Origin of the sequence: Paucibacter sp. XJ19-41, assembly GCF_028462495.1 — a bacterium.
In the GTDB taxonomy this organism is placed as follows: Bacteria; Pseudomonadota; Gammaproteobacteria; order Burkholderiales; family Burkholderiaceae_C; genus Roseateles_E.
Genome location: NZ_JAQOWX010000105.1, coordinates 1 through 19769, shown reverse-complemented (window position 1 = coordinate 19769; position 19769 = coordinate 1). Strand labels below are relative to the sequence as shown.

The window sequence follows — 19769 nt, the reverse complement described above, 5'->3', positions numbered from 1 at the left end:
CGCGCGGCGCCGCGCATATCGGTGTGCTGGAGGTGCTGGAGCAGCTGCGAGTGCCGGTCGACTGTGTCGCCGGCACCAGCATGGGGGCCCTGGTGGCCGGCGCCTATGCCGCCGGCCTGAGCCCGGCGGCGATGCGCGCCGAGATCGGCAAGGCCGACTGGCCCGATATGTTCGATGACGATCCCGTCTACCAGGACCGCAACTTCCGCAACAAGCACCTGCTGAAGCGTTTTCTGGCCGGCACCGAACTGGGCGTCACGCCCGAGGGCCTGCAGTACATCCCGGGCGTGCTCAGCGGCGAGAAGATCAAGCTCTTCTTCAACCAGCTGGTGCATGACGACGCCGGCGTGCGCGATATGCAGGCGCTGCCGCTGCCGGTCTCCATCATCGCCACCGATATCGGCAGCGGCGAGCGGGTGGTGTTCCGCGAGGGCAGCCTGAGCAAGGCGATGCGGGCCAGCATGTCGGTGCCCGGTCTGATGGCGCCGGTCGATCATCAGGGGCGGCGCCTGGTGGACGGCGGCCTGGTCGACAACGTGCCGGTGCGCGAGGTGCGCGAGCGCTGCGGCGCCGAGGTGGTGATCGCGATCAATGTCGGCTCGCCGCTGCAGAAGGCGGCCGATGTGGGCTCGCTGCTGTCGGTGTCGGCGCAGATGGTGGGCATCCTGACGCAGCAGAACGTCAACGAGTCGCTAGCCAGCCTGAAGGCCGCCGACATCCTGATCAAGCCCGATCTGGACGGCATCACCGCCGCCGACTTCGAGCGCAATGCCGAGACGGCGGATCGGGGCCGCCAGGCCGCGCTGGCCATGAGCGAGCGCCTGCGCCGGCTGTCGGTCAGCGAGGCGCAGTACGCCGCCTGGTGGGGGCATATCCGCAGCGAGCGCGGCGAGCCGCCGCAGGTCGACGCGATCGAGCTGGCCGGGGAACAGCGCCTGGATCCGGGCGTGGTGCTGCGCCATCTGCGCCAGCAAGCGGGCCAGCCGCTCGATGCCCAGGCGCTGCGGCGCGATCTGCTGCGCATCTACGGCGATGCGCATTACAAGGGGGTCGATTACGAGCTGGTGCCGCTGCGCGGCCGCAACATCCTGCGCGTGCTGCCACAGGAGAAAAGCTGGGGGCCCGACTATCTGCGCTTTGCGCTGGGGCTCAGCAGCACGCTGCGGCGCGGCTCCAGCTACAGCCTGCGCGGCGCCTACCAGAAGACCCTGGTCAACCGGCTCGGCGCCGAGTTTGTCGCGACCGCCGAGCTCGGCAGCCAGACCGGCCTGGGGCTGGACTTCTACCAGCCGCTGGAGCCCGGCCAGCGCTTCTTTGTCGAGGCCGGCGCACGCAGCTTCAGCAGCTACAGCAGCCTCTACGATTTCGACGCCAAGATCAGCGAGTACCGTGTCGGCACACGCTCGATCGAGCTGGCGGCCGGTGCCAATATCGGCCTGATCGGTCAGCTCAAGCTGGGCTGGCAGTACAACCGCAAGAAGTACGAGCTCGATACCGGGCTGCCTATCTTCGACCCCAAGGGCCAGAGCTATCCGGGCTGGTTTGCCAGCCTCGATTTCGACCAGCTCAACCACCCCTACTTCCCGACCCAGGGCTGGGCGCTGCGCCTGCACTACTTCGATGCGAATCGCCGCTCGGTCGACGACTTCAGCCGTGTGATGGCGGAGCTGCGCGGCGCCACGACCGTGGCCAACACCATCCTGGTGGCCCGTGCCAGCTACACCGGCTCGCCGCGCGGCACGCTGCCTTATTACGAGGCGGCCGGCCTGGGCGGGCTGCTGAATATGTCGGCCTTCGCGGTGGGCCAGCTGCAGGGCGACGATGTGCGCTTTGCCCAGCTGCGGGCCGAGCGCATCGTCAGCCGGCTGCCGCTGGGTCTGAACGGCGATCTGCGCGTGGGCCTGGCGCTGGAGGCTGGCAAGGTGGGGCTGCGCTATTCGGAGACGCGGCGCACCGGCTGGCTCGACTCGGTGGCCCTTTATGCCGGCGGCGAGACGCCGATCGGGCCGGTCTATATCGGCTACGGCCGCTCCAGCTCGGGCGCGTCGAACGCCTATCTGTTCATCGGCTCCCCCTGAGTGCCGCGCTGCGCCACCGCGCCCGTAGACTCGGTGCATGGCACCCGACCACCGGCTCTTCTTCGCGCTCTATCCGGACACCGCGACGGCCTTGCGCATCGCCGCGCTGGCCTCCCGGGTGCGCGCCGAGCTGGGCCTGAAGGGGCGGCCGCAGGATTCGCACCGCTTTCACATCACCTTGCATCATCTGGGCGACTTCGTCGGTCTGCCGCAGCGCGAGCGTGCCGCCGCCGAGGCTGCGGCGGCCACGCTGCGTTGCGCGCCGTTCGCGCTGCACTTCGACCACCTGCTCAGCTTCGAGCGCAAGAACGCCAGGAACCGCCCGCTGGTGCTGGGCGGCGGTAGCGGGCTGGATGCCGTCAGGCAGCTGCGGCGGCAGCTGGGTGAGGTGCTGGCGCGCGCCGGGCTGGCCAGGCCCGGCAGTTTCACGCCGCATCTGACCCTTCTTTATGACGATGCGCTGGTGCCGCAGCGGCCGATCGAGGCGCTGGGATGGCGGGCCGACGAGCTGGTGCTGGTCAACAGCCTGATCGGCCAGCATCGCCATGTGCCGCTGGCGCGCTGGCCGCTGCGCGCCTGATCGGCCGCGGCTGGTTCCGAAGCACAATCGCCTTTGCCGCCGGCGGCTGGCGCCGGCCTTGATGTGCAGCAGGAGAGGGTAGCGATGCGTGCAGCCTTGAGCATTCTTGGCCTGGTGGTGGTCATGGCCATCGTGCTGGCCGTGATGAAAAAGCAGGCCACCCAGCTGGCGCCGGCCGTCGCGCCGACGGCAGCCAGTGCGCCGATCAACGCACCGCAGGCGGTGCGCCAGCAGCTGCAGCAGGCGATGGAGCAGGCCGCCTCGCGCGCCTCCGACGCTCAGCCCTGAGCCGGGTCGACGATCTCGCGCGCCAGCGCCCGCACCGTCAGCGGCGCGCAGCCCTCGGCCTTGTTGCTGATGGTCACATAAGCGCGCTGGCCGGCGGCCGTGGTGCCGCGCACGACCTTGGCCAGCAGGGCATGGGTGTGCGGATCGGGATCGAGGCGCTGGTCGAAATCGCCGTAGCGCTTTTGCGCGTCCTCGTAGCCGAAGGGGCCGTGGATGCGGTTCAGGTTCCAGCGGCAGACCAGCGGGCCGGGCCACAGCGCGCGCAGCAGCGGCAGCTGCTCCTCGATCGGCGGCAGCTTGGGGTGCAGGCCCAGGCAATAGGTGGCGCCGGCCTCGCGCAGCACGGCGACGAAGTCCGGCGTCAGCCACTGCGGGTCTCTGACCTCGACCGCGATCACGCCATCCGGCGACGCCGGCCGCAGCGCGGGCAGGGCCTTGAGCATCAGGCGCAGCCGCTCCAGCAGCTCGGGCATGCGCGCCAGCAGGCTGGGCGGCAGCGGGCTCAGCTGGAACACCAGCGCGCCGATCTTGCCGCCCAGGCCTTCCAGCGCCGGCTGCACGAACTCCTGCACCGCCAGCGCCGGGTTCAGAAAGGCGCTGTTGAGCTGCTTGCCGCGCCCGCTGTCCTCGCTGCGCACCAGCGCATCGGCCACCAGGCTGGGTGCCTTGACGGTGAAGCGAAAGCCGGCCGGCACCTGCTCGGCATAGCGCTGGTACTGGCTGGCCGTCAGCGGCCGGTAGAAGCCGCGGTCGATGCTGACAGCGCGCAGCAGCGGCTGCTGGCTGTAGGCAGCCAGGCCGTGCTTGGACAGCAGGCTGTCCGAATAGGGCTTGTCCCAGACCAGGCCGGCCCAGCCGGGATAGGTCCAGGAGGAGCTGCCCAGATAGGCCAGCGGCGGCAGCGCGGCCGCCAGCGCCGCCTGCTCTTCATCGATGGGCTGGGGTCGGACCCGTGCGGCGGGCGTCTTCGCGAGCGGCGGCGCCTCGTCCGGAAACAGTGCATCTTGCATGGCCGCGAGGATAGCTGTTGCTACACTGCCCGGCCGCCATGAACACCACCTCTTCCTCACCCGCTGCCGACGAGTACGCGATGCGCCTGGCGCTGGACCAGGCCCACAACGCCTGGCTGGTCGGCGAGGTGCCGGTGGGCGCGGTCATCATGCGCGCCGGCCAGGTGATCGCGACCGGCTACAACCGCCCGATCACGACGCATGACCCGACTGCCCATGCCGAGATCGTCGCACTGCGCCATGCCGCGACCCTGCTGGGCAATTACCGCCTGCCCGAGTGCGAGCTCTATGTGACCTTGGAGCCCTGCGCGATGTGCGCGATGGCGATGTTGCATGCGCGGCTCAAGCGTGTTGTGTTCGCCGCGCCCGACCCCAAGACCGGCGTGGCCGGCTCGGTGCTGGACCTGTTTGCCGAAGGCCGGCTGAACCACCACACCTGCATCCAGGGCGGCGTGCTGGCCGAGCCCGCGGCGCAGCTGCTGCGCGAATTTTTTGCTGAGCGGCGCGAGGCGGCGCGCCAGCGCCGTGCTGCGGCTCGGTCTCAGGAACCCGAGGCCATCCCCACCGGCGAGGCCCGCCATCTGGACGACATTCCCCCATGAGCAACACCCTGACTCTTTTCACCCCCGCCGGCGTGCTGGCCCAGGCGCAGCCGCTCAAGCGCGCCGCCAAGCGCCTGGCCAAGCTGGGCTTCGAGGTCAGCATCGACGCTGACGCGCTGGCCAAGCACCAGCGCTTTGCCGGCGATGACGCGACCCGGCTGGCGGCGCTGCACCGCGTGGCCAAGGCGGCGCCCAGCATCGCGATGGCCAGCCGCGGCGGCTACGGCATGACGCGGCTGCTGGACGCGATCGACTGGAAGCTGCTGGCCCATAGCGTCGAACACGGCACGCGCTGGGTCGGTCATAGCGATCTGACGGCCCTGCATCTGGGCCTGCTGGCGCACACCAAGTCGCCCAGCTGGGCCGGCCCGCTGGCCTGCTACGACTTCGGCCGCAGCGCGGAGGAGGGTGGGGTCGATGATGTGACCCAGGACTGCTTTGTCGAGGCCATGGACGGGCTGCTGGAGGCGGTGGGCTTTCGCTGCGAGGCCGGCCATGACGGCTTCGAGGCGCGCGGTGTTTTGTGGGGTGGCAATCTCTGCGTGCTGAGCTCGATGCTGGGCACGCCGCATTTCCCCAAGGTCAAGGGCGGCATCCTGTTTCTCGAAGACGTCAACGAGCACCCTTACCGGGTCGAGCGCATGCTGCTGCAGCTGCAGCAGGCCGGCGTGCTGGACGCGCAGAAGGCCATCATCCTGGGCGAGTTCAGCGACTGGAAGAAGTCGCCGCTGGACCGCGGCTACACGCTGAAGACCGCGATCGAGGCGGTGCGCGCACGCAGCAAGACGCCGATCTTCACCGGCCTGCCGTTCGGCCATGTGCCGACCAAGGTCAGCCTGCCGGTCGGTGTCAAGGTGGACATGCTGGTGCAGGGCCGCGAGGCCTTGCTGGCCTGGGGTGCCGACCAGCATCATGGCCACCATCATCATTGAGACCCGGGCCCTGACTTTCCTCATCCCCGGAACACGGGGTGACTGCTGGTAAGCCCTGGTCGGGCTGTCGTCGCTGCGGCCCGCACAACCGATATGATGCGGGCCTTGCCTCCAGAGCACGCGGTCACGAGCCGCCGGTGCCGGAGGCTCGTTGTTTTTCATTGCCGCCGCACCGACCCTTACGCAGGTGTCGGTCTGCGATGGCCGCTCTGGAGGGGTTTGACATGCATGGGCTTGGACGTGGCCAACAATGGTGCCGCAGCATCTGTCTGGGCCTCAGCGCCGCCGCCGCGCTGCTGCTGGCGGCCTGCAACAACAGCCCCTATCCGCTCGGCGCTGCCGCAGACAACACGCTCTACAACTCCTTCGACGAGCGCTCGCCGCGCTATCTGGACCCGATTGCTTCCTACAGCAATCCGGAGTCGGTCTACACCTACCAGATCTACGAGCCGCTCTACGCCTATCACTACCTGAAGCGGCCTTACGAGCTGGTGCCCAAGACCGCCGAGAAGGTGGTCAAGCCCTATTACCTGGACAAGGACGGCAAGCGCCTGCCCGACGATGCGCCGGCCGAGCAGATCGCGCAAAGCGTCTACGACATCGCGATCAAGAAGGGCATCAAGTACGCGCCGCATCCGGCGCTGGCCACCGATGCCAAGGGCAACTACCTCTATCACAAGCTCAGCCGCGAGCAGCTGGGCGACAAGCGCTCGCCCTGGGACTTCGAGGTGCAGGGCACGCGCGAGATGGTGGCCGAGGACTATGTCTATGCGATCAAGCGCCACGCCACGCCGCGCATCGAGGCGCCGATCTATGCGATCTTCTCCGAGTATGTGCTGGGGCTGAAGGACTACGGCAAGCGGGTGCGCGAGGAAAACGCCAAGCTGCTCAAGGGCCTGCCCGAGAGCATCCGCGACAAGCCCTTCCTGGACTTCCGCCAATGGCCGCTGGAGGGCGCGCAGGCGCTGGACAGCCACACGCTGCGCGTGCGCATCAAGGGCAAGTACCCGCAGTGGCAGTACTGGATGGCGATGACCTTCATCTCGCCGCTGCCCTGGGAGGCCGATGCCTTCTACGCCCAGGCGGGCATGAGCGAGAACAGCCTGTCGCTGAACCAGTGGCCGGTCGGCACCGGTCCCTTCATGATGACCGAGTATGTGCAGGACCGGCGCCATGTGATGAAGCGCAATCCGAATTATCGCGGTGACATCTATCCCTGCGAGGGCTCGGAGGCCGACCGCAAGGCCGGCCTGCTGGACGACTGCGGCAAGACCATGCCTTTTGTCGACACCATCGTCTCCACCATCATCAAGGAGAAGGTGCCGCGCAAGGAGATGTTCAAGCAGGGCTATCTGGACGTGCCCGAGATCGAGCGGCCCGAATGGGGTGTGGACTTCCAGGTCGATATGGACGACTCCGACGAGGTCAAGGCCGCCTACCAGGCCAAGGGCTTCAAGTTCCCGCTGGTGACCGACATCAACAGCTGGTATCTGGGCTTTAACTGGATGGACCCGGTGGTCGGCAAGGGCGACACGCCCGAGCAGCAGCTGAAGAACCGCAAGCTGCGCCAGGCCCTGTCGATCGCGATCGACTGGGAGGAGGGCGATGGCCGCATCTTCCGCACCAAGGGCGGGGTCGCGGCCCACGGGCCTGTGCCGCCGGGCGTGTTCGGCTCGCGCGAAGGCACGGCCGAGGGCTTCAATCCGGTCACCCATCATCTGGTCAATGGCGAGGTCGTGCGCCGCCCGATCGAGGATGCCAAGAAACTGCTGGCCGAGGCCGGCTACCCGGACGGACGCGACGCCAAGACCGGCCGTCCGCTGGTGCTGAACTACGACTACCAGCGCACCACCACGCCCGAGATCAAGGCCGAGCTGGACTGGATGGTCAAGCAGTTCGCCAAGCTGGGTGTGCAGCTGGAGATCCGCGCCACCGATTACAACCAGTTCCAGGACAAGGTTCACAAGGGCAAGCACCAGATCTTCTGGTGGGGCTGGCTGGCCGACTACCCGGACGCCGAGAATTTCCTGTTCCTGCTCTACGGCCCGAACAGCAAGTCCAAGCACGAGGGCGAGAACGCCGCCAACTACGAGAACCCCGAGTACGACCGCCTGTACCGCCGTCTGCAAAGCATCGACGACGGTCCCGAGAAGCAGCAGGTGATCGACCAGATGGTGCGCCTCGTGCGCGAGGATTCACCCTGGGCCTGGGGCTACTGGCCTTATGTGGGTCTGGCCTTCCAGCCCTGGGTCTATAACGGCAAGCCCGGCATCATGATCCGGGATATGGCGCGCTACTACCGCGTCGATGCGCAGCAGCGCGCGGCCCGGCAGGCCGAATGGAACCAGCCGATCTGGTGGCCGCTGCTGCTGCTGATCGCCGGTGCGGCCGCCATCGTCTGGACCACGCGCCGCAGCTTCCGCGCGCGCGAGCAGGCCACCGCGCGTGGCTATGTCAAACCACAGACCGTTGCCTGAGGGGCGAGCGATGCTGAGCTATATGATCCGCCGTCTCGGCTACGGCCTGCTGATACTGATCGGGGTGAACCTGTTCACCTTCTTCCTGTTCTTCTCGGTCAACACGCCCGACGATATGGCCCGCCTGAACATCGGCGGCAAGCGCGTGAGCCAGGAGCAGATCGTCAAGTGGAAGGCCGAGCGCGGCTATGACAAGCCGCTGTACTGGAACGAGGCCGAGGCCGGCTCGGCCAAGCTCACCAAGACGATTCTGTGGGAGCGCTCGGTCTCGCTGATGATGCTGGACTTCGGTCGCTCGGACGCGCGCCAGGCCGTCAATATCGGCCACGAGATCAAGACCCGCATGGGGGTCAGCCTGCAGCTGGCGGTGCCGCTGTTCATCCTGCAGGTGATCGTCAGCACCGCCTTCGCGCTGATGCTGGTGTTCTTCCGCAACACCCGCATCGACTTCTGGGGCGTGGTGCTGTGCGTGCTGATGCTGTCGATCTCCAGCCTGTTCTACATCATCGTCGGCCAGTACTTCTTCTCGCGCCTGCTCAAGCTGGTGCCGATCAATGGCTATGCGCCGGGCCTGGATGCGATCAAGTTCCTGGCCCTGCCGATCGCGCTGTCGCTGCTGGCGCGGCTGGGCGGCGAGGCGCGGCTGTACCGGGCGATGTTCCTGGAGGAGGTCGGCAAGGACTATGTGCGCACCGCGCGGGCCAAGGGCCTGTCCGAGCAGATCGTGCTGTTCCGCCATGTGCTGCGCAATGCGCTGATCCCCATCATCACCAGCGCCGGCGCCTATCTGCCCTATGTCTTCATGGGCAGCCTGGTGTTCGAGAGCTTTTTCGGCATCCCGGGCCTGGGCGCCTTCGTGATCGAGGCCATCACCGGCCAGGACTTCGCCATCGTGCGCACCATGGTCTTCCTCGGCGCGGTGCTCTATATCGCGACCAATGCGCTGATCGATATCGCCTACACCTGGGTCGACCCCCGGGTGCGTCTGGCCTGAACGGATAGATCGCTGACCATCATGGGATTCAAGCTTGTTTTCTTGTGGACCGATGTGGCGCTGTGGGCCTTGTTTGCCGCGCTGCTCGCCTATGTCTTGCGCATCCGCTCGCACCCCACGCTGCGCGCCACCTGGAGCCGCGTGCTGCGCGACCCGGCCGCCGCCTCGGCCGGCCTGGTGATGCTGCTGTTCCTGCTCGTCACGGCGCTGGACAGCGTGCACTTCCGCCGCGCGCTGCCGGCGCAGAACGAACAGGTCTTCTACGACACCCGCACCGAGTCGCTGCTGGACCTGGTGCTGGCGCGCCAGATTGAGATGCGCGAGACCACCTACTCGGCGCCGCTGGCCTATGTCGGCCTGAACAAGGAAAGCGTCACCGACGCCGCCGGCAAGACCACGCGCGACTTTCCGCGCCTGAGCTTTGGCGGCGCGCATCTGTCGGACCCGGCGGCCGACTGGGCCGGCGATGTCGGTCGGCGTGCGCTCGGCGGCATGGCCGCCGGCCTGCTGCTGGCCCTGCTGGCGGCCCTGGCCACCGCGGCGGCGCTCGCGCGCGGCCATGGCGGCTTTGCGCGGGCCTGGCGTGATCTGCTGGCCGACCGCACCCATTACCCGCTGCGTGCGCTGCTGCTGACCCTGGGCGCGGTGCTGCTGCTGGTCGGCCCGACGGTGGCGCTGATGGGGCACTACCATGTGTTCGGCACCGACCGCACCGGCAACGATGTGCTCTACCAGGCGCTCAAAAGCATACGCACGGCTTTTGTGATCGGCGCGATCTCGACGCTGGCGACCCTGCCGCTGGCCCTGGTGCTGGGCATTCTGGCCGGCTATTTCAAGGGCTGGGTGGATGAGGTCATCCAGTACATCTACACGACCTTGAGTTCGGTGCCCAATGTGCTGCTGATCGCTGCCTGCGTGCTGATGGTGCAGGTCTTTCTGGACAAGAACCCGGAGCTGTTCGAGACCGGCGCCGAGCGCTCGGACCTGAAGATGTTCCTGCTCTGCGTGATCCTGGGCGTGACCGGCTGGGCCGGGTTGTGCCGGCTGGTGCGGGGAGAGACGCTGAAGCTGCGCGAGCTCGACTATGTGCAGGCGGCCACCGCTTTCGGCGTCAGCCATGGCCGCATCATGGCCCGCCACATCGTGCCCAATGTGATGCATCTGGTGCTGATCACCGTGGTGCTGAGCTTCTCCGAGCTGATCCTCTACGAGGCGGTGCTGACCTATGTGGGCGTCGGCGTCGATCCCAGCATGAACAGCTTCGGCGGCATGATCAATCTGGCCCGCTCCGAGATGTCGCGCGACCCGGTGGTGTGGTGGAGCTTTGTGGCCGCCTTCGGCTTCATGGTGACCCTGGTGCTGGCCGCCAATCTGTTCGCCGATGGCGTGCGCGACGCCTTCGATCCGCGTTCGCGCAGCCTGCGTCCGCGTGTGCTGTCTCTTGCGAAGAAGTAAGAAGCCATGTTGAAGATTGAAGATCTGAAGGTGGCGCTGGACGCCGATGCCGGTCTGGTGCGCGCCATTGACGGCATGCGTCTGGCGATCACGCGCGGCCAGACCTTTGCGCTGGTCGGCGAATCGGGCTGCGGCAAGAGCATGACGGCGCTGGCCCTGATGCGCCTGCTGCCCGACAACGGCCGCATCACCGCCGGCCGCCTGGACCTGGAAGGCGAGGATGTGTTCGGCCTGCCCGAGGCGCAGATGCGCGAGGTGCGCGGCGGGCGCATCGGCATGATCTTCCAGGAGCCCTCGACCAGCCTGAACCCGGTGATGCGGGTCGGGGCCCAGATCGTCGAGGCCATCGAGGCGCACACGCCGCTGCGCGGCGCGGCGGCGCGGGCCAAGGCCATCGACTGGCTCAGGCGCGTCGGTATTCCGGAGCCCGAGCGCCGCATTGACGAGTATCCGTTTCGCCTGTCGGGCGGTCAGAAGCAGCGCGTGATGATCGCGATGACCCTGGCGGCCGAGCCCGACTATCTGATCGCCGACGAGCCGACCACGGCGCTGGATGTGACCATCCAGGCGCAGATCCTCGACCTGCTGAAGGACTTGCAGCGTGAGCGCCAGCTGGGCGTGCTCTTGATCACCCACGACCTGGGGGTGGTGTCGGGCATGGCTCACCAGGTCGCGCTGATGTATGCGGGCCAGATCGTCGAGGTGGCGCCGGCCGAGGAGTTCTTTGCCGCGCCCAAGCATCCCTATGCGCGCTTGCTGCTGCAGGCGCTGCCGGACGCGGCCAAGCGCGGCGAGGCCCTGGCCGCGATTGCCGGCACCGTGCCGCCGCTGTGGATGGCGTTCAGCGGCTGCCGCTTCGCGCCGCGCTGCGACCGCGTGATGCCGGCCTGCCACGACCAGGTGCCCGAGCTGACGGCGCTGAGCGCCACCCATCAGGTGCGCTGCCGCCTCTATACCCACCCGCAGGAGGCGTTGCCGGTGCCGCCCGTGGCGGCGGCGGTCGCACGGGCCGCAGCGCCGGCCGGCGACCCGGACAAGCCGCTGCTGGAGGTCAGGCATCTGCGGGTGCGCTTTGCCCTGAAGCGCGGCCTGCTGGAGCGCGGCGCGCCGCGCTACTTCAATGCGGTGGATGATGTGTCCTACCGCATCCTGCCGGGCCGGACGCTGGCCCTGGTGGGCGAATCCGGCTGCGGCAAGACCACCTCGGGCAAGGCCATCGTGCAGCTGCTGCGCACCCAGGCCCAGATCGAGGGTCAGGCCTTGCTGAACGGGCAGGATCTGTTCACCTTGCAAGGCGATGCGCTGCGCGAGGCGCGCCGCCAGGTGCAGATCATCTTCCAGGACCCCTTTGCCTCGCTGAATCCGCGCATGCGGGTCTACGAGCTGCTGGAGGAGGGCGTGCAGGCCTTGCGGCCCGATCTGGATGCGGCGGCGCGGCGGCGCAATCTGGAGCTGCTGGTCGACCAGGTGGGCCTGCGGCGCGATGCGCTGGAGCGCTTCCCGCACGAGTTCTCCGGCGGCCAGCGCCAGCGCATCGCGATCGCGCGGGCGCTGGCCGTGGAGCCGCGCCTGATCGTCTGCGACGAGCCGACCTCGGCGCTGGACGTGTCGGTGCAGGCGCAGATTCTCAATCTCTTGCGCGATTTGCAGCGCGAGCGCGGCTTGTCCTATCTGTTCATCACCCACAATATCGGCGTCGTCGAGTACATCGCCGACGAGGTGGCGGTGATGCAGTCGGGACGCATCGTCGAGGCGGGCAGCAGTGCCGAGGTGTTGGGTCGACCGCAAAGCGACTACACCCGGACCCTGCTGGCTGCGGTGCCGCGGGTGCAGAGCCGGGGTGCGGAGGCAGGGGCGCCGGTTTGAATGGGCGCTCAGCACCCTGTTTCACGGGGTTCATGGTGAAAACCCTGAATTCTTAGGTCGGTCCGCCGGCGAAAGTACCAGTAAGATACCACTGTGGGTTCGGCGTTGAAAGTGAAGACCAGAAGACGCCGGAGTTTCAGTGTGTAAGGGCTTGGTCAGCTCGGGTAAGCCCCATGCCGCTTGGCCGGGTCAACTCGTTTATGATCTAGGCCGCTTCATGGTGTGGTGTTATGTAGTTTGACTACAACGCTGTTCCGACTTGAAGAACCGCCCGCGGGCCACAAGCCAGTGGGCATTTTTGTTGAGTGTGGGTTCCCATCGTGCCCCGAGTGATGAGTTGTGATGTCCATTCTGCAGCCAGCAGATGCACCCGAGCCGCAAGCATGTTGCGGCAGCCAGCGAACGGCGCCTGTGTGCCCGCCCTTGGTGTCTGGTGCAGTCTCTCGCACAGCCGGCAAGAACTGCTCCGAGCTCCGGTCTGAGTTGGGGCTCGTAGGTTTCTAGGCAGGCGCTGTGTAGAGCCGAACTCCCCGCATATGTCGATGAAAAAGTTTCGCAGTCTTATGAAGGAGCGCGCATGAACTTTGCGCAGGAGAAGCAAGGGGCGTCCCGCTTTACAGGTATCGGTATCGTGATCGTGATTCACGTGCTGATCATCTGGGCGTTGGCCAGCGGTCTGGCCCGCAAGGCCGTCGAGGTGCTCAAGGGTCCGATCGATGTGAAGGTGGTGGAGGAGAAGGTCAAGCCGCCGCCGCCGCCCGAGAAGGTCGTGCCGCCGCCGCCGGACATGAAGGCACCGCCGCCGCCGTTCGTGCCGCCGCCCGAGGTGCAGGTGACGGCGCCGCCGCCGCCCAACGCCATCCAGGCACCGGTCAGCAACACCCCGCCGCCGACGCGCGAGGTGGCCGCTGCGCCGCCGCCGGCACCGGCACCGGCACCCGCACCGGTGGCCAAGCCCGCCAAGATCACGGCCGGCATGGTCTGCACCAAGATGGGCAAGCCCGAGGTGCCGGCCGTCAACTGGAGCGGTGATGCCTTGTTCAAGGTGCTGGCCACGGTCAAGGCCGGTCGCGTCAGCGCGATCGAGGTGACCAGCTCGCAGATGCGCGGTGGCAATGATCGCAAGGTGCAGCGCGCCCTGATCGCCGCCATCACCGACACGCTGCAAAGCACGTACGAATGCCCGGGCGACCATGTGTTCGAGCAGGAGTTCCAGTTCCGCATCGAATAAGCAAGACCCCATTTCCTGGCAACCGGCCCGCCCCGGTGCCTCTCAACCGACAACCGATCTCTCGATCTCTATTGCGTAGGAGTTGACTCCATGATCTCTCGTATCTCCGGCCTGTTCGCCGCAATCGCATTTGCCGCGACCCTGGCTGCATCCCCTCTGGCCGCTCACGCCCAAGCCGCTGACGCCGCCTCCGCACCGGTGGAAACCGCTGCGCCCGCAGCGGTTGACGCTGCCGCCCCGGCCGCTCCCGCCGCCAAGGCCGAGCCGGCCGAGAACCCCTATGGCCTGAAGGCCATGATCGACCACGGCGATGCCGTGTCCAAGGGCGTGCTGCTGCTGCTGGTCATCATGTCCATGGGCAGCTGGTACATCCTGATCACCAAGCTGTGGGACACCCAGAAGCTGGCGACCGAAGCCAAGAGCGTGCGCGTGACCTTCTTCAAGAAGGCCAGCCTGGCTGAAGGCGTCAAGGGCCTGAAGGAAGGCAGCGCATTCCGCTTCATCGCCGAGTCGGCCATCGAGGCCTCCGAGCACCATGAGGGCGCGCTGACCGAGAACATCGACCACAGCAGCTGGGTGACGATGAACGTCGAGCGCGCTGTCGGCGAAGTCAACAGCCGCGTGCAGACCGGCCTGGGCTTCCTGGCCACCGTCGGTTCGACCTCGCCGTTCATCGGCCTGTTCGGCACGGTGTGGGGCATTCTGCAAGCGCTGACCGCCATCGGTGTGGCCGGCCAGGCTTCGATCGACAAGGTCGCCGGCCCGGTGGGTGAAGCGCTGATCATGACCGCCATCGGTCTGGGCGTGGCCGTGCCGGCCGTGCTGGGCTACAACTGGCTGGTCAACCGCAACAAGGCCGTGATGGGCCAGGTGCGTGCCTTCGCTGCCGACCTGCACGGCGTGCTGATGGGCAACCGTTCGGTCGCCAAGCGCTAAGCCGCTTCGACCCGGAGCATTAATCATGGGCATGAACGTCGGATCCTCTTCCGGCGATGACGAAGTGGTCTCGACCATCAACACCACGCCCCTCGTGGACGTGATGTTGGTGCTGTTGATCATCTTCCTCATCACCATTCCGGTGGTGACGCAATCGGTGACCTTGTCTCTGCCCAAAGAGACCAATGTCGTGCGCGTGACCAAACCGGAAAATATCGAGCTGGCGGTGACCAAGGACGGCGACGTCTACTGGAACACCGCCCTGGTGCCGGACAGCGAAGCGCTGGTGGCACGACTGAAGAAGGTGTCGGTGCTTGACCCGCAGCCCGAAGTGCATATCCGTGGCGACGAGAAGTCGCGCTACGAATCGGTGGGGCGCGTGATGGTGGCCTGCCAGCGCGCGGGCATCGTGAAGATCAGCTTCGTCACCGAGCCTCCGGCGCGCGGTGGTTGAGGCGAGGAGCTAGAGCATGGGAATGAATGTAGGCAGCTCGTCCGGTGGTGACGAACCCGAGGTGATGCTGGACGTCAACACCACGCCGCTGATCGATGTGATGCTGGTGCTGCTGGTGATGCTGATCATCACCATCCCGATCCAGCTGCACTCGGTGAACCTGGACATGCCGGCGGGCAACCCGCCGCCACCGACCAAGGAGCCTGTGGTGCACGAGGTCTTCATCGACTTCGACGGCACGGTCAGCTGGGACGGCGTGGCGCTGGCCAATCATGCGGCCGTCGAGGCCAAGCTGGCCGAGATCGCAGCGGAGCCGGACCAGTCCGAGATCCACATCAAGCCCAACAAGCTGGTCGAGTACGGCAATGTGGCGGCGGTGATGGCGGCGGCTCAGCGGCTCGGCGTCAAGAAGATGGGCATGGTCGGCAACGAGCAGTTCATCGACTGATGCAGGCATGATCGAACGAACGCGCTGCCCGCAAGGGCGGCGCGTTNAAGATGGGCATGGTCGGCAACGAGCAGTTCATCGACTGATGCAGGCATGATCGAACGAACGCGCTGCCCGCAAGGGCGGCGCGTTTTTTTCTTAGGAGAATGCAATGATGAAGTTCAAGACCCTCGCCAGCGTCGCTGTCGGCACCGCGGCCTTTGTGTTCGGCGCCGCGCCGCAGGGCGAGCTGGGTTTCGCCAGCGCTGCAGCCCAGGCCGAGTCGGTGCGCCCCGAGGTGGGCAAGCACCTGAAGGATGCCGGTGCGCTGATCAAGAGCGGCAAGTTCAAGGAAGCGCTGGCCAAGGTGCGTGACGCCGAGGGCGTGTCGGGCCGCACCGCCGCCGAGAACAACGCGATCGAGGGCACGCGCTTCTCGGCCGCGATGGGCGCCAATGATCCCGATTCGATGGCCCGTGCCTTCGAGGTGCTGAGGCCCCGCCTGGCCGCTGCGCAGCAGCTGCAGTACATGGAGGCCGTGGCCGGCACCTATCTGCGCGCCAACAATGCGCCGAAGGCGCTGGAGTGGGCCAACAAGTACTTTGCCGCCGGCGGCACGAGCGGCACGATGAAGACGGTGCAGCAGCAGGCCCAGTTCAAGTCCGGCGATATGACGGCCGTGCTGAAGGACACGCTGGCCGAGGTGCAGGCCGACGAGCGTGCCGGCAAGGCGCCGTCGCAGGACAAGCTCAATCTGCTGCTCTACGCGGCACAGAAGAAGAACGACGCCGCCACCGAAGCCCTGGCCACCGAGAAGCTGCTGAACTACTACCCGCGCAAGGAGCTGAGGGCCCAGATCCTCGGCGGCCTGCCGCAGAAGCGGGGCTACTCGCCGCGCTTCGGCCTGGACGTGTTCCGTCTGAAGCGGGCGCCGGGCAAGAGGCGCGATGCACACGACTATATGGAGATGGCCCAGCTGGCCGCCCAGGCCGGTTATCCGGAAGAGGGCAAGCAGGTCGTTGAGAAGGGTCTGGCCGCCAATGTGCTGGGTCAGGGCGCCGAAGGTGCGCGCCACAAGCGTCTGCTGGACCTGATGGTCAAGCGCATCGGCGAGGCCAAGGCCGCCCAGGCGGGCGCCGAGCAGGCCGCCGAAGCGGCCAAGGAAGGCGACGCCCTGGTGTCGCTGGGTCTGGCCCAGGTCTTCCGTGGCGAGGCCGCCCATGGCCTGAAGCTGGTCGAGGCCGGCATCGCCAAGGGCAATCTGAAGCGTCCCGACGATGCCAAGCTGTATCAGGGTCTGGCCCTGTTCACGGCCGGTGACATCGCCAAGGCCCAGACCGCCTGGCGCGGCGTCAAGGGCAATGACGGCGCGGCCGAGCTGGCACGCCTGTGGACCATCCATTCGCGCAGTGCCAAGAAGTAAGGCCTTGCCCGAAGCATGACAAACGGCCTCCTCGGAGGCCGTTTTCTTTTGCTCGAGCGCGCGGCTTACTTCGGCGCCAGCCGGATCGCACCGTCCAGGCGTATCACCTCGCCGTTGAGCATCTCGTTGGTGACGATCTGGTGCACCAGCTTGGCATAGTCCTCGGGCGTGCCCAGGCGGGACGGGAAGGGCACGCCGGCGGCCAGTGCGTCCTGCACCTCCTGCGGCATGCCGAACAGCATCGGCGTGCCGAAGATGCCCGGCGCGATGGTCATATTGCGGATGCCGTTGCGCGCCAGATCGCGGGCGATCGGCAGGGTCATGCCGACCACGCCGCCCTTGGAGGCCGCATAGGCCGCCTGGCCGATCTGACCGTCATAGGCAGCCACCGACGCGGTCGAGATCAGCACGCCGCGCTCGCCGGTGCTCTCGGGCTCGTTCTTGCTCATGGCCTCGGCGGCCAGGCGGATCATGTTGAAGCTGCCGATCAGATTGACGGTCACGACCTTGCTGAACAAGGCCAGCGCATGGGCGCCTTCCTTGCCCACCGTCTTGGCGGCCGGCGCGATGCCGGCGCAGTTGACCAGGCCCATCAGCTTGCCCATCGAAACGGCCTTGGCGACGACCGCCTGGCCATCGGCCTCCTGGCTGACATCGGCCTTGACGAAGGCGCCGTGCAACTCCTTGGCCAGGGCCTCGCCGCGCTCGACCTGCAGATCGGCGATCACGACCATCGCGCCCTCGCGCGCCAGCATGCGGGCCGTGCCTTCGCCCAGGCCCGACGCGCCGCCGGTCACGATGAATACCTTGCCTGCGATGTCCATAAAGTCTCCTGTTTGGATTACGTTGACGTAAACGTCAATTGTCGATTAAGAAAAAGCCGCTGAACAGCGGCTTTGTCGGGTCTGGTTGGCGGCTTCAGCCGAGCGCGGCCAGCGCGCGTGCGGTGATCTCGTCGACCGAGCCCAGACCTTCGATGCGGCGGTACTGCGGCGCGTTGGCATCGCCCGAGGCGGCCCACTGCGAGTAGTAGTCGACCAGCGGGCGAGTCTGCGCCTGGTAGACGTCCAGGCGCTTCTTGACGGTCTCTTCCTTGTCGTCCTCGCGCAGGATCAGATCCTCGCCGGTGGTGTCATCCTTGCCCTCGACCTTGGGCGGGTTGAACTTGACGTGATAGGTGCGGCCCGAGGCCACATGGACGCGGCGGCCGCTCATGCGCTCGATGATGGCGCTGTGCGGCACATCGATCTCCAGCACGAAGTCGAGCTTGACGCCGGCGGCCTTCATCGCATCGGCCTGCGGGATGGTGCGCGGGAAACCGTCGAACAGAAAGCCCTTGGCGCAGTCGGCTTGCGCAATGCGCTCCTTGACCAGACCGATGATGATGTCGTCGCCGACCAGGGCGCCCGAATCCATCACCTTCTTGGCGGCCAGCCCCATTTCGGTGCCGGCCTTGACGGCGGCACGCAGCATATCGCCGGTGGAAATCTGCGGGATGCCGAACTTTTGGCAGATGAAAGCGGCTTGGGTGCCTTTGCCAGCGCCGGGGGCGCCAAGAAGAATCAGTCGCACGGGGTCTCCTCGATTTTCAATGGAAAGGGCGGCCTGCCGTGAAGGAAGTCGCCCTTGCAAACTGCGGGCGAGGATAGCATGGCGGGGCCTACGCCCGGCTGACGCGGGCCGCGCTTGTCACGCCCTTGTAACTCAGGCGCCGGCGGCAACCAGGGCGCGCACCCGCGCCAGATCCTCGGGCGTGTCGACACCCGGCCCCGGGCGCTCGGCGCTGATGTGCACCGCGATCCGCTCGCCATGCCAGAGCACGCGCAGCTGCTCCAGCGACTCGATCTGCTCCAGCGGGCTGGCTGCCAGGCCCGGGAAGCGGCGCAGAAAGCCGGCCTGGTAGGCGTACAGGCCGACATGGCGCAGCGCCGAGCCGGGCCTGGGGCCTGCCCCGTCGCGCCAGCAGGGGATCGGCGCGCGCGAGAAGTACAGCGCCGTGCCGCGCGCATCGGTCACCAGCTTGACCACATTCGGGTTGGCGAACTCGGCAGCATCTTCCAGCGTATGAGCCACCGTGCTCATCACGCAGTCTGCGCGCTCGCGCAGCAGCGCGGCGCAGGCGTCGATCATGGCTGGCGCGATCAGCGGCTCGTCGCCCTGCACATTGACCACCAGATCGCTGCCGTCCAGCCCCAGCTGCTCGCAGGCTTCGGCCAGCCGGTCGCTGCCCGAGGCATGATCGGCCCGGGTCAGCAGCGCACGCACGCCATGGGCCTGGCAGGCCGCCAGCACCTCGGGCGCGTCGCTTGCGACCACCACCTCGCGGGCCTGCGACAGCGCCGCGCGCTGCGCGACCCGCACAATCATCGGCAGGCCGCCGATATCGGCCAGCGGCTTGTTGGGCAGCCGGGTCGAGGCCAACCGGGCCGGCACGATGACCGTGAAGCCCTCGCTCATTGCGGCGCGTCCAGCACCCGGGCCTCGCTCTCCAGCATCACCGGGATGCCGTCGCGCACCGGGAAGGCCAGGCGGTCGGCATGGCAGATCAGCTCGCGGTCGCTGCCCCGGCTGCCGTCGCCGCTGCGCTGATGCTCCAGAGGCCCTTTGCAAATCGGGCAGACCAGCATTTCCAGCAATCGGATGTCCATAGCTATCGTTATCTCGGCAGCGCCTGCAAGGCTTGCTGCAGCGCGCGCTCAAAGGAGTCGTCGGGCCTGAAGTCTAGCGCCACCACCCAGACCCGGGTGCGGCCCAGGCGCTCGGGCCGCAGCTTGACCGCGTCCTTCTCGGTCAGCAAGACCTCGGCGGTGTCGGCCGGCCAGGGCAGCGTGCTGAAGTCGTGGTGGTCGGGCAGGGGCAGGGGCAGCACATCCAGGCCCTGGGCGCGCAGCATCTTGAAGAAGCGCTCCGGCTGCGCCAGGCCGGCAGCCGCCAGCACCGGGCGGCCGCGCAGGCCTTGCCAGGCCAGCGGATCGGCTGCCGCGCCCTGCCACCAGGCGGCCAGCTCCACCGCGCC

The 19769-nt window shown here is 67.3% G+C and carries 20 protein-coding genes; 14 read left to right on the top strand and 6 right to left on the bottom strand.

Features of this window, described 5'->3' with window-relative positions; all coding sequences use genetic code 11:
- The 3 genes from PO768_RS22110 to PO768_RS22100 form a co-directional block, all read left to right on the top strand.
- The coding region (locus PO768_RS22110) for a patatin-like phospholipase family protein (RefSeq protein WP_272647776.1) at positions 1 to 2078 on the top strand (2078 nt) is incomplete at its 5' end.
- A gap of 37 nt (positions 2079 to 2115) precedes the next feature.
- Positions 2116 to 2658, top strand: coding sequence for a 2'-5' RNA ligase family protein (locus tag PO768_RS22105; RefSeq protein ID WP_272647775.1), 543 nt, complete (start codon positions 2116 to 2118; stop codon positions 2656 to 2658).
- An 84-nt stretch (positions 2659 to 2742) separates the two neighbouring features.
- Positions 2743 to 2946, top strand: a complete 204-nt coding sequence (locus tag PO768_RS22100; protein WP_272647774.1) for a hypothetical protein — start codon at positions 2743 to 2745, stop codon at positions 2944 to 2946.
- Here PO768_RS22100 and PO768_RS22095 read toward each other — a convergent pair.
- Positions 2937 to 3956: a DUF72 domain-containing protein gene (locus PO768_RS22095; protein WP_272647773.1), complete on the bottom strand. Its 1020-nt coding sequence runs from the start codon at positions 3954 to 3956 to the stop codon at positions 2937 to 2939. The two genes, PO768_RS22100 and PO768_RS22095, sit on opposite strands and share 10 nt — an antisense overlap.
- 38 nt (positions 3957 to 3994) lie before the next feature.
- Here PO768_RS22095 and tadA point away from each other — a divergent pair, with 38 nt between their 5' ends.
- The 11 genes from tadA to PO768_RS22040 all read left to right on the top strand — a co-directional run bounded on the left by tadA (position 3995) and on the right by PO768_RS22040 (position 16753).
- Entirely contained in the window at positions 3995 to 4558 is a 564-nt protein-coding gene (gene tadA / locus PO768_RS22090) for a tRNA adenosine(34) deaminase TadA (protein WP_137942204.1), read from the top strand.
- Complete coding sequence (locus PO768_RS22085) at positions 4555 to 5490, top strand: LD-carboxypeptidase (RefSeq protein WP_272647772.1); 936 nt, start codon at positions 4555 to 4557, stop codon at positions 5488 to 5490. Before tadA ends, PO768_RS22085 begins: the two co-directional genes overlap by 4 nt.
- Positions 5491 to 5714: 224 nt before the next feature.
- Entirely contained in the window at positions 5715 to 7967 is a 2253-nt protein-coding gene (locus tag PO768_RS22080; protein ID WP_272647771.1) for an ABC transporter substrate-binding protein, read from the top strand.
- A gap of 10 nt (positions 7968 to 7977) precedes the next feature.
- Positions 7978 to 8961: an ABC transporter permease gene (locus tag PO768_RS22075; protein WP_137942206.1), complete on the top strand. Its 984-nt coding sequence runs from the start codon at positions 7978 to 7980 to the stop codon at positions 8959 to 8961.
- Positions 8962 to 8982: 21 nt separating this feature from the next.
- On the top strand, positions 8983 to 10416 hold the full coding sequence (locus tag PO768_RS22070; protein ID WP_272647770.1) for an ABC transporter permease: 1434 nt from the start codon (positions 8983 to 8985) through the stop codon (positions 10414 to 10416).
- Positions 10417 to 10422: 6 nt separating this feature from the next.
- Positions 10423 to 12282, top strand: a complete 1860-nt coding sequence (locus PO768_RS22065) for an ABC transporter ATP-binding protein (protein ID WP_272647769.1) — start codon at positions 10423 to 10425, stop codon at positions 12280 to 12282.
- 577 nt (positions 12283 to 12859) lie between these two features.
- A complete protein-coding gene (locus tag PO768_RS22060) occupies positions 12860 to 13513 on the top strand; it encodes an ABC transporter substrate-binding protein (RefSeq protein ID WP_272647768.1) in 654 nt (217 codons plus the stop codon).
- Positions 13514 to 13603: 90 nt separating this feature from the next.
- Positions 13604 to 14449: a MotA/TolQ/ExbB proton channel family protein gene (locus tag PO768_RS22055; RefSeq protein WP_137942210.1), complete on the top strand. Its 846-nt coding sequence runs from the start codon at positions 13604 to 13606 to the stop codon at positions 14447 to 14449.
- A gap of 25 nt (positions 14450 to 14474) precedes the next feature.
- Positions 14475 to 14903 carry an ExbD/TolR family protein gene (locus PO768_RS22050; RefSeq protein ID WP_137942211.1) on the top strand — a complete coding sequence of 143 codons (429 nt, stop codon included), beginning with the start codon at positions 14475 to 14477 and terminating at the stop codon, positions 14901 to 14903.
- 16 nt (positions 14904 to 14919) lie between these two features.
- Positions 14920 to 15351 (top strand): ExbD/TolR family protein, encoded by a 432-nt coding sequence (locus PO768_RS22045; RefSeq protein ID WP_137942212.1) that lies wholly within the window; start codon positions 14920 to 14922, stop codon positions 15349 to 15351.
- Between the two features lie 154 nt (positions 15352 to 15505).
- Positions 15506 to 16753 carry a hypothetical protein gene (locus PO768_RS22040; RefSeq protein WP_272647767.1) on the top strand — a complete coding sequence of 416 codons (1248 nt, stop codon included), beginning with the start codon at positions 15506 to 15508 and terminating at the stop codon, positions 16751 to 16753.
- 65 nt (positions 16754 to 16818) lie between these two features.
- Here the strand turns inward: PO768_RS22040 and PO768_RS22035 are convergent, their stop codons facing one another.
- The 5 genes from PO768_RS22035 to PO768_RS22015 form a co-directional block, all read right to left on the bottom strand.
- A complete protein-coding gene (locus PO768_RS22035; protein ID WP_137942214.1) occupies positions 16819 to 17577 on the bottom strand; it encodes a 3-hydroxyacyl-CoA dehydrogenase in 759 nt (252 codons plus the stop codon).
- A 94-nt stretch (positions 17578 to 17671) separates the two neighbouring features.
- Positions 17672 to 18325, bottom strand: a complete 654-nt coding sequence (gene adk, locus PO768_RS22030) for an adenylate kinase (RefSeq protein ID WP_272647766.1) — start codon at positions 18323 to 18325, stop codon at positions 17672 to 17674.
- 132 nt (positions 18326 to 18457) lie between these two features.
- A complete protein-coding gene (kdsB, locus tag PO768_RS22025) occupies positions 18458 to 19210 on the bottom strand; it encodes a 3-deoxy-manno-octulosonate cytidylyltransferase (protein WP_272647765.1) in 753 nt (250 codons plus the stop codon).
- Complete coding sequence (locus PO768_RS22020; protein WP_137942217.1) at positions 19207 to 19401, bottom strand: Trm112 family protein; 195 nt, start codon at positions 19399 to 19401, stop codon at positions 19207 to 19209. Before PO768_RS22020 ends, kdsB begins: the two co-directional genes overlap by 4 nt.
- An 8-nt stretch (positions 19402 to 19409) precedes the next feature.
- Positions 19410 to 19769 (bottom strand): tetraacyldisaccharide 4'-kinase (locus tag PO768_RS22015; RefSeq protein ID WP_272647764.1); only part of this gene is annotated, 360 nt, incomplete at its 5' end.

Excerpts from the sequence above, each read along its gene's own strand:
- PO768_RS22105 (WP_272647775.1), top strand. The coding sequence starts at position 2,116 with ATGGCACCCGACCACCGGCTCTTCTTCGCGCTCTATCCGGACACCGCG.
- PO768_RS22100 (WP_272647774.1), top strand. The coding sequence starts at position 2,743 with ATGCGTGCAGCCTTGAGCATTCTTGGCCTGGTGGTGGTCATGGCCATC.
- PO768_RS22095 (WP_272647773.1), bottom strand. The coding sequence starts at position 3,956 with ATGCAAGATGCACTGTTTCCGGACGAGGCGCCGCCGCTCGCGAAGACG.
- tadA (WP_137942204.1), top strand. The coding sequence starts at position 3,995 with ATGAACACCACCTCTTCCTCACCCGCTGCCGACGAGTACGCGATGCGC.
- PO768_RS22085 (WP_272647772.1), top strand. The coding sequence starts at position 4,555 with ATGAGCAACACCCTGACTCTTTTCACCCCCGCCGGCGTGCTGGCCCAG.
- PO768_RS22080 (WP_272647771.1), top strand. The coding sequence starts at position 5,715 with ATGCATGGGCTTGGACGTGGCCAACAATGGTGCCGCAGCATCTGTCTG.
- PO768_RS22075 (WP_137942206.1), top strand. The coding sequence starts at position 7,978 with ATGCTGAGCTATATGATCCGCCGTCTCGGCTACGGCCTGCTGATACTG.
- PO768_RS22070 (WP_272647770.1), top strand. The coding sequence starts at position 8,983 with ATGGGATTCAAGCTTGTTTTCTTGTGGACCGATGTGGCGCTGTGGGCC.
- PO768_RS22065 (WP_272647769.1), top strand. The coding sequence starts at position 10,423 with ATGTTGAAGATTGAAGATCTGAAGGTGGCGCTGGACGCCGATGCCGGT.
- PO768_RS22060 (WP_272647768.1), top strand. The coding sequence starts at position 12,860 with ATGAACTTTGCGCAGGAGAAGCAAGGGGCGTCCCGCTTTACAGGTATC.
- PO768_RS22055 (WP_137942210.1), top strand. The coding sequence starts at position 13,604 with ATGATCTCTCGTATCTCCGGCCTGTTCGCCGCAATCGCATTTGCCGCG.
- PO768_RS22050 (WP_137942211.1), top strand. The coding sequence starts at position 14,475 with ATGGGCATGAACGTCGGATCCTCTTCCGGCGATGACGAAGTGGTCTCG.
- PO768_RS22045 (WP_137942212.1), top strand. The coding sequence starts at position 14,920 with ATGGGAATGAATGTAGGCAGCTCGTCCGGTGGTGACGAACCCGAGGTG.
- PO768_RS22040 (WP_272647767.1), top strand. The coding sequence starts at position 15,506 with ATGAAGTTCAAGACCCTCGCCAGCGTCGCTGTCGGCACCGCGGCCTTT.
- PO768_RS22035 (WP_137942214.1), bottom strand. The coding sequence starts at position 17,577 with ATGGACATCGCAGGCAAGGTATTCATCGTGACCGGCGGCGCGTCGGGC.
- kdsB (WP_272647765.1), bottom strand. The coding sequence starts at position 19,210 with ATGAGCGAGGGCTTCACGGTCATCGTGCCGGCCCGGTTGGCCTCGACC.
- PO768_RS22020 (WP_137942217.1), bottom strand. The coding sequence starts at position 19,401 with ATGGACATCCGATTGCTGGAAATGCTGGTCTGCCCGATTTGCAAAGGG.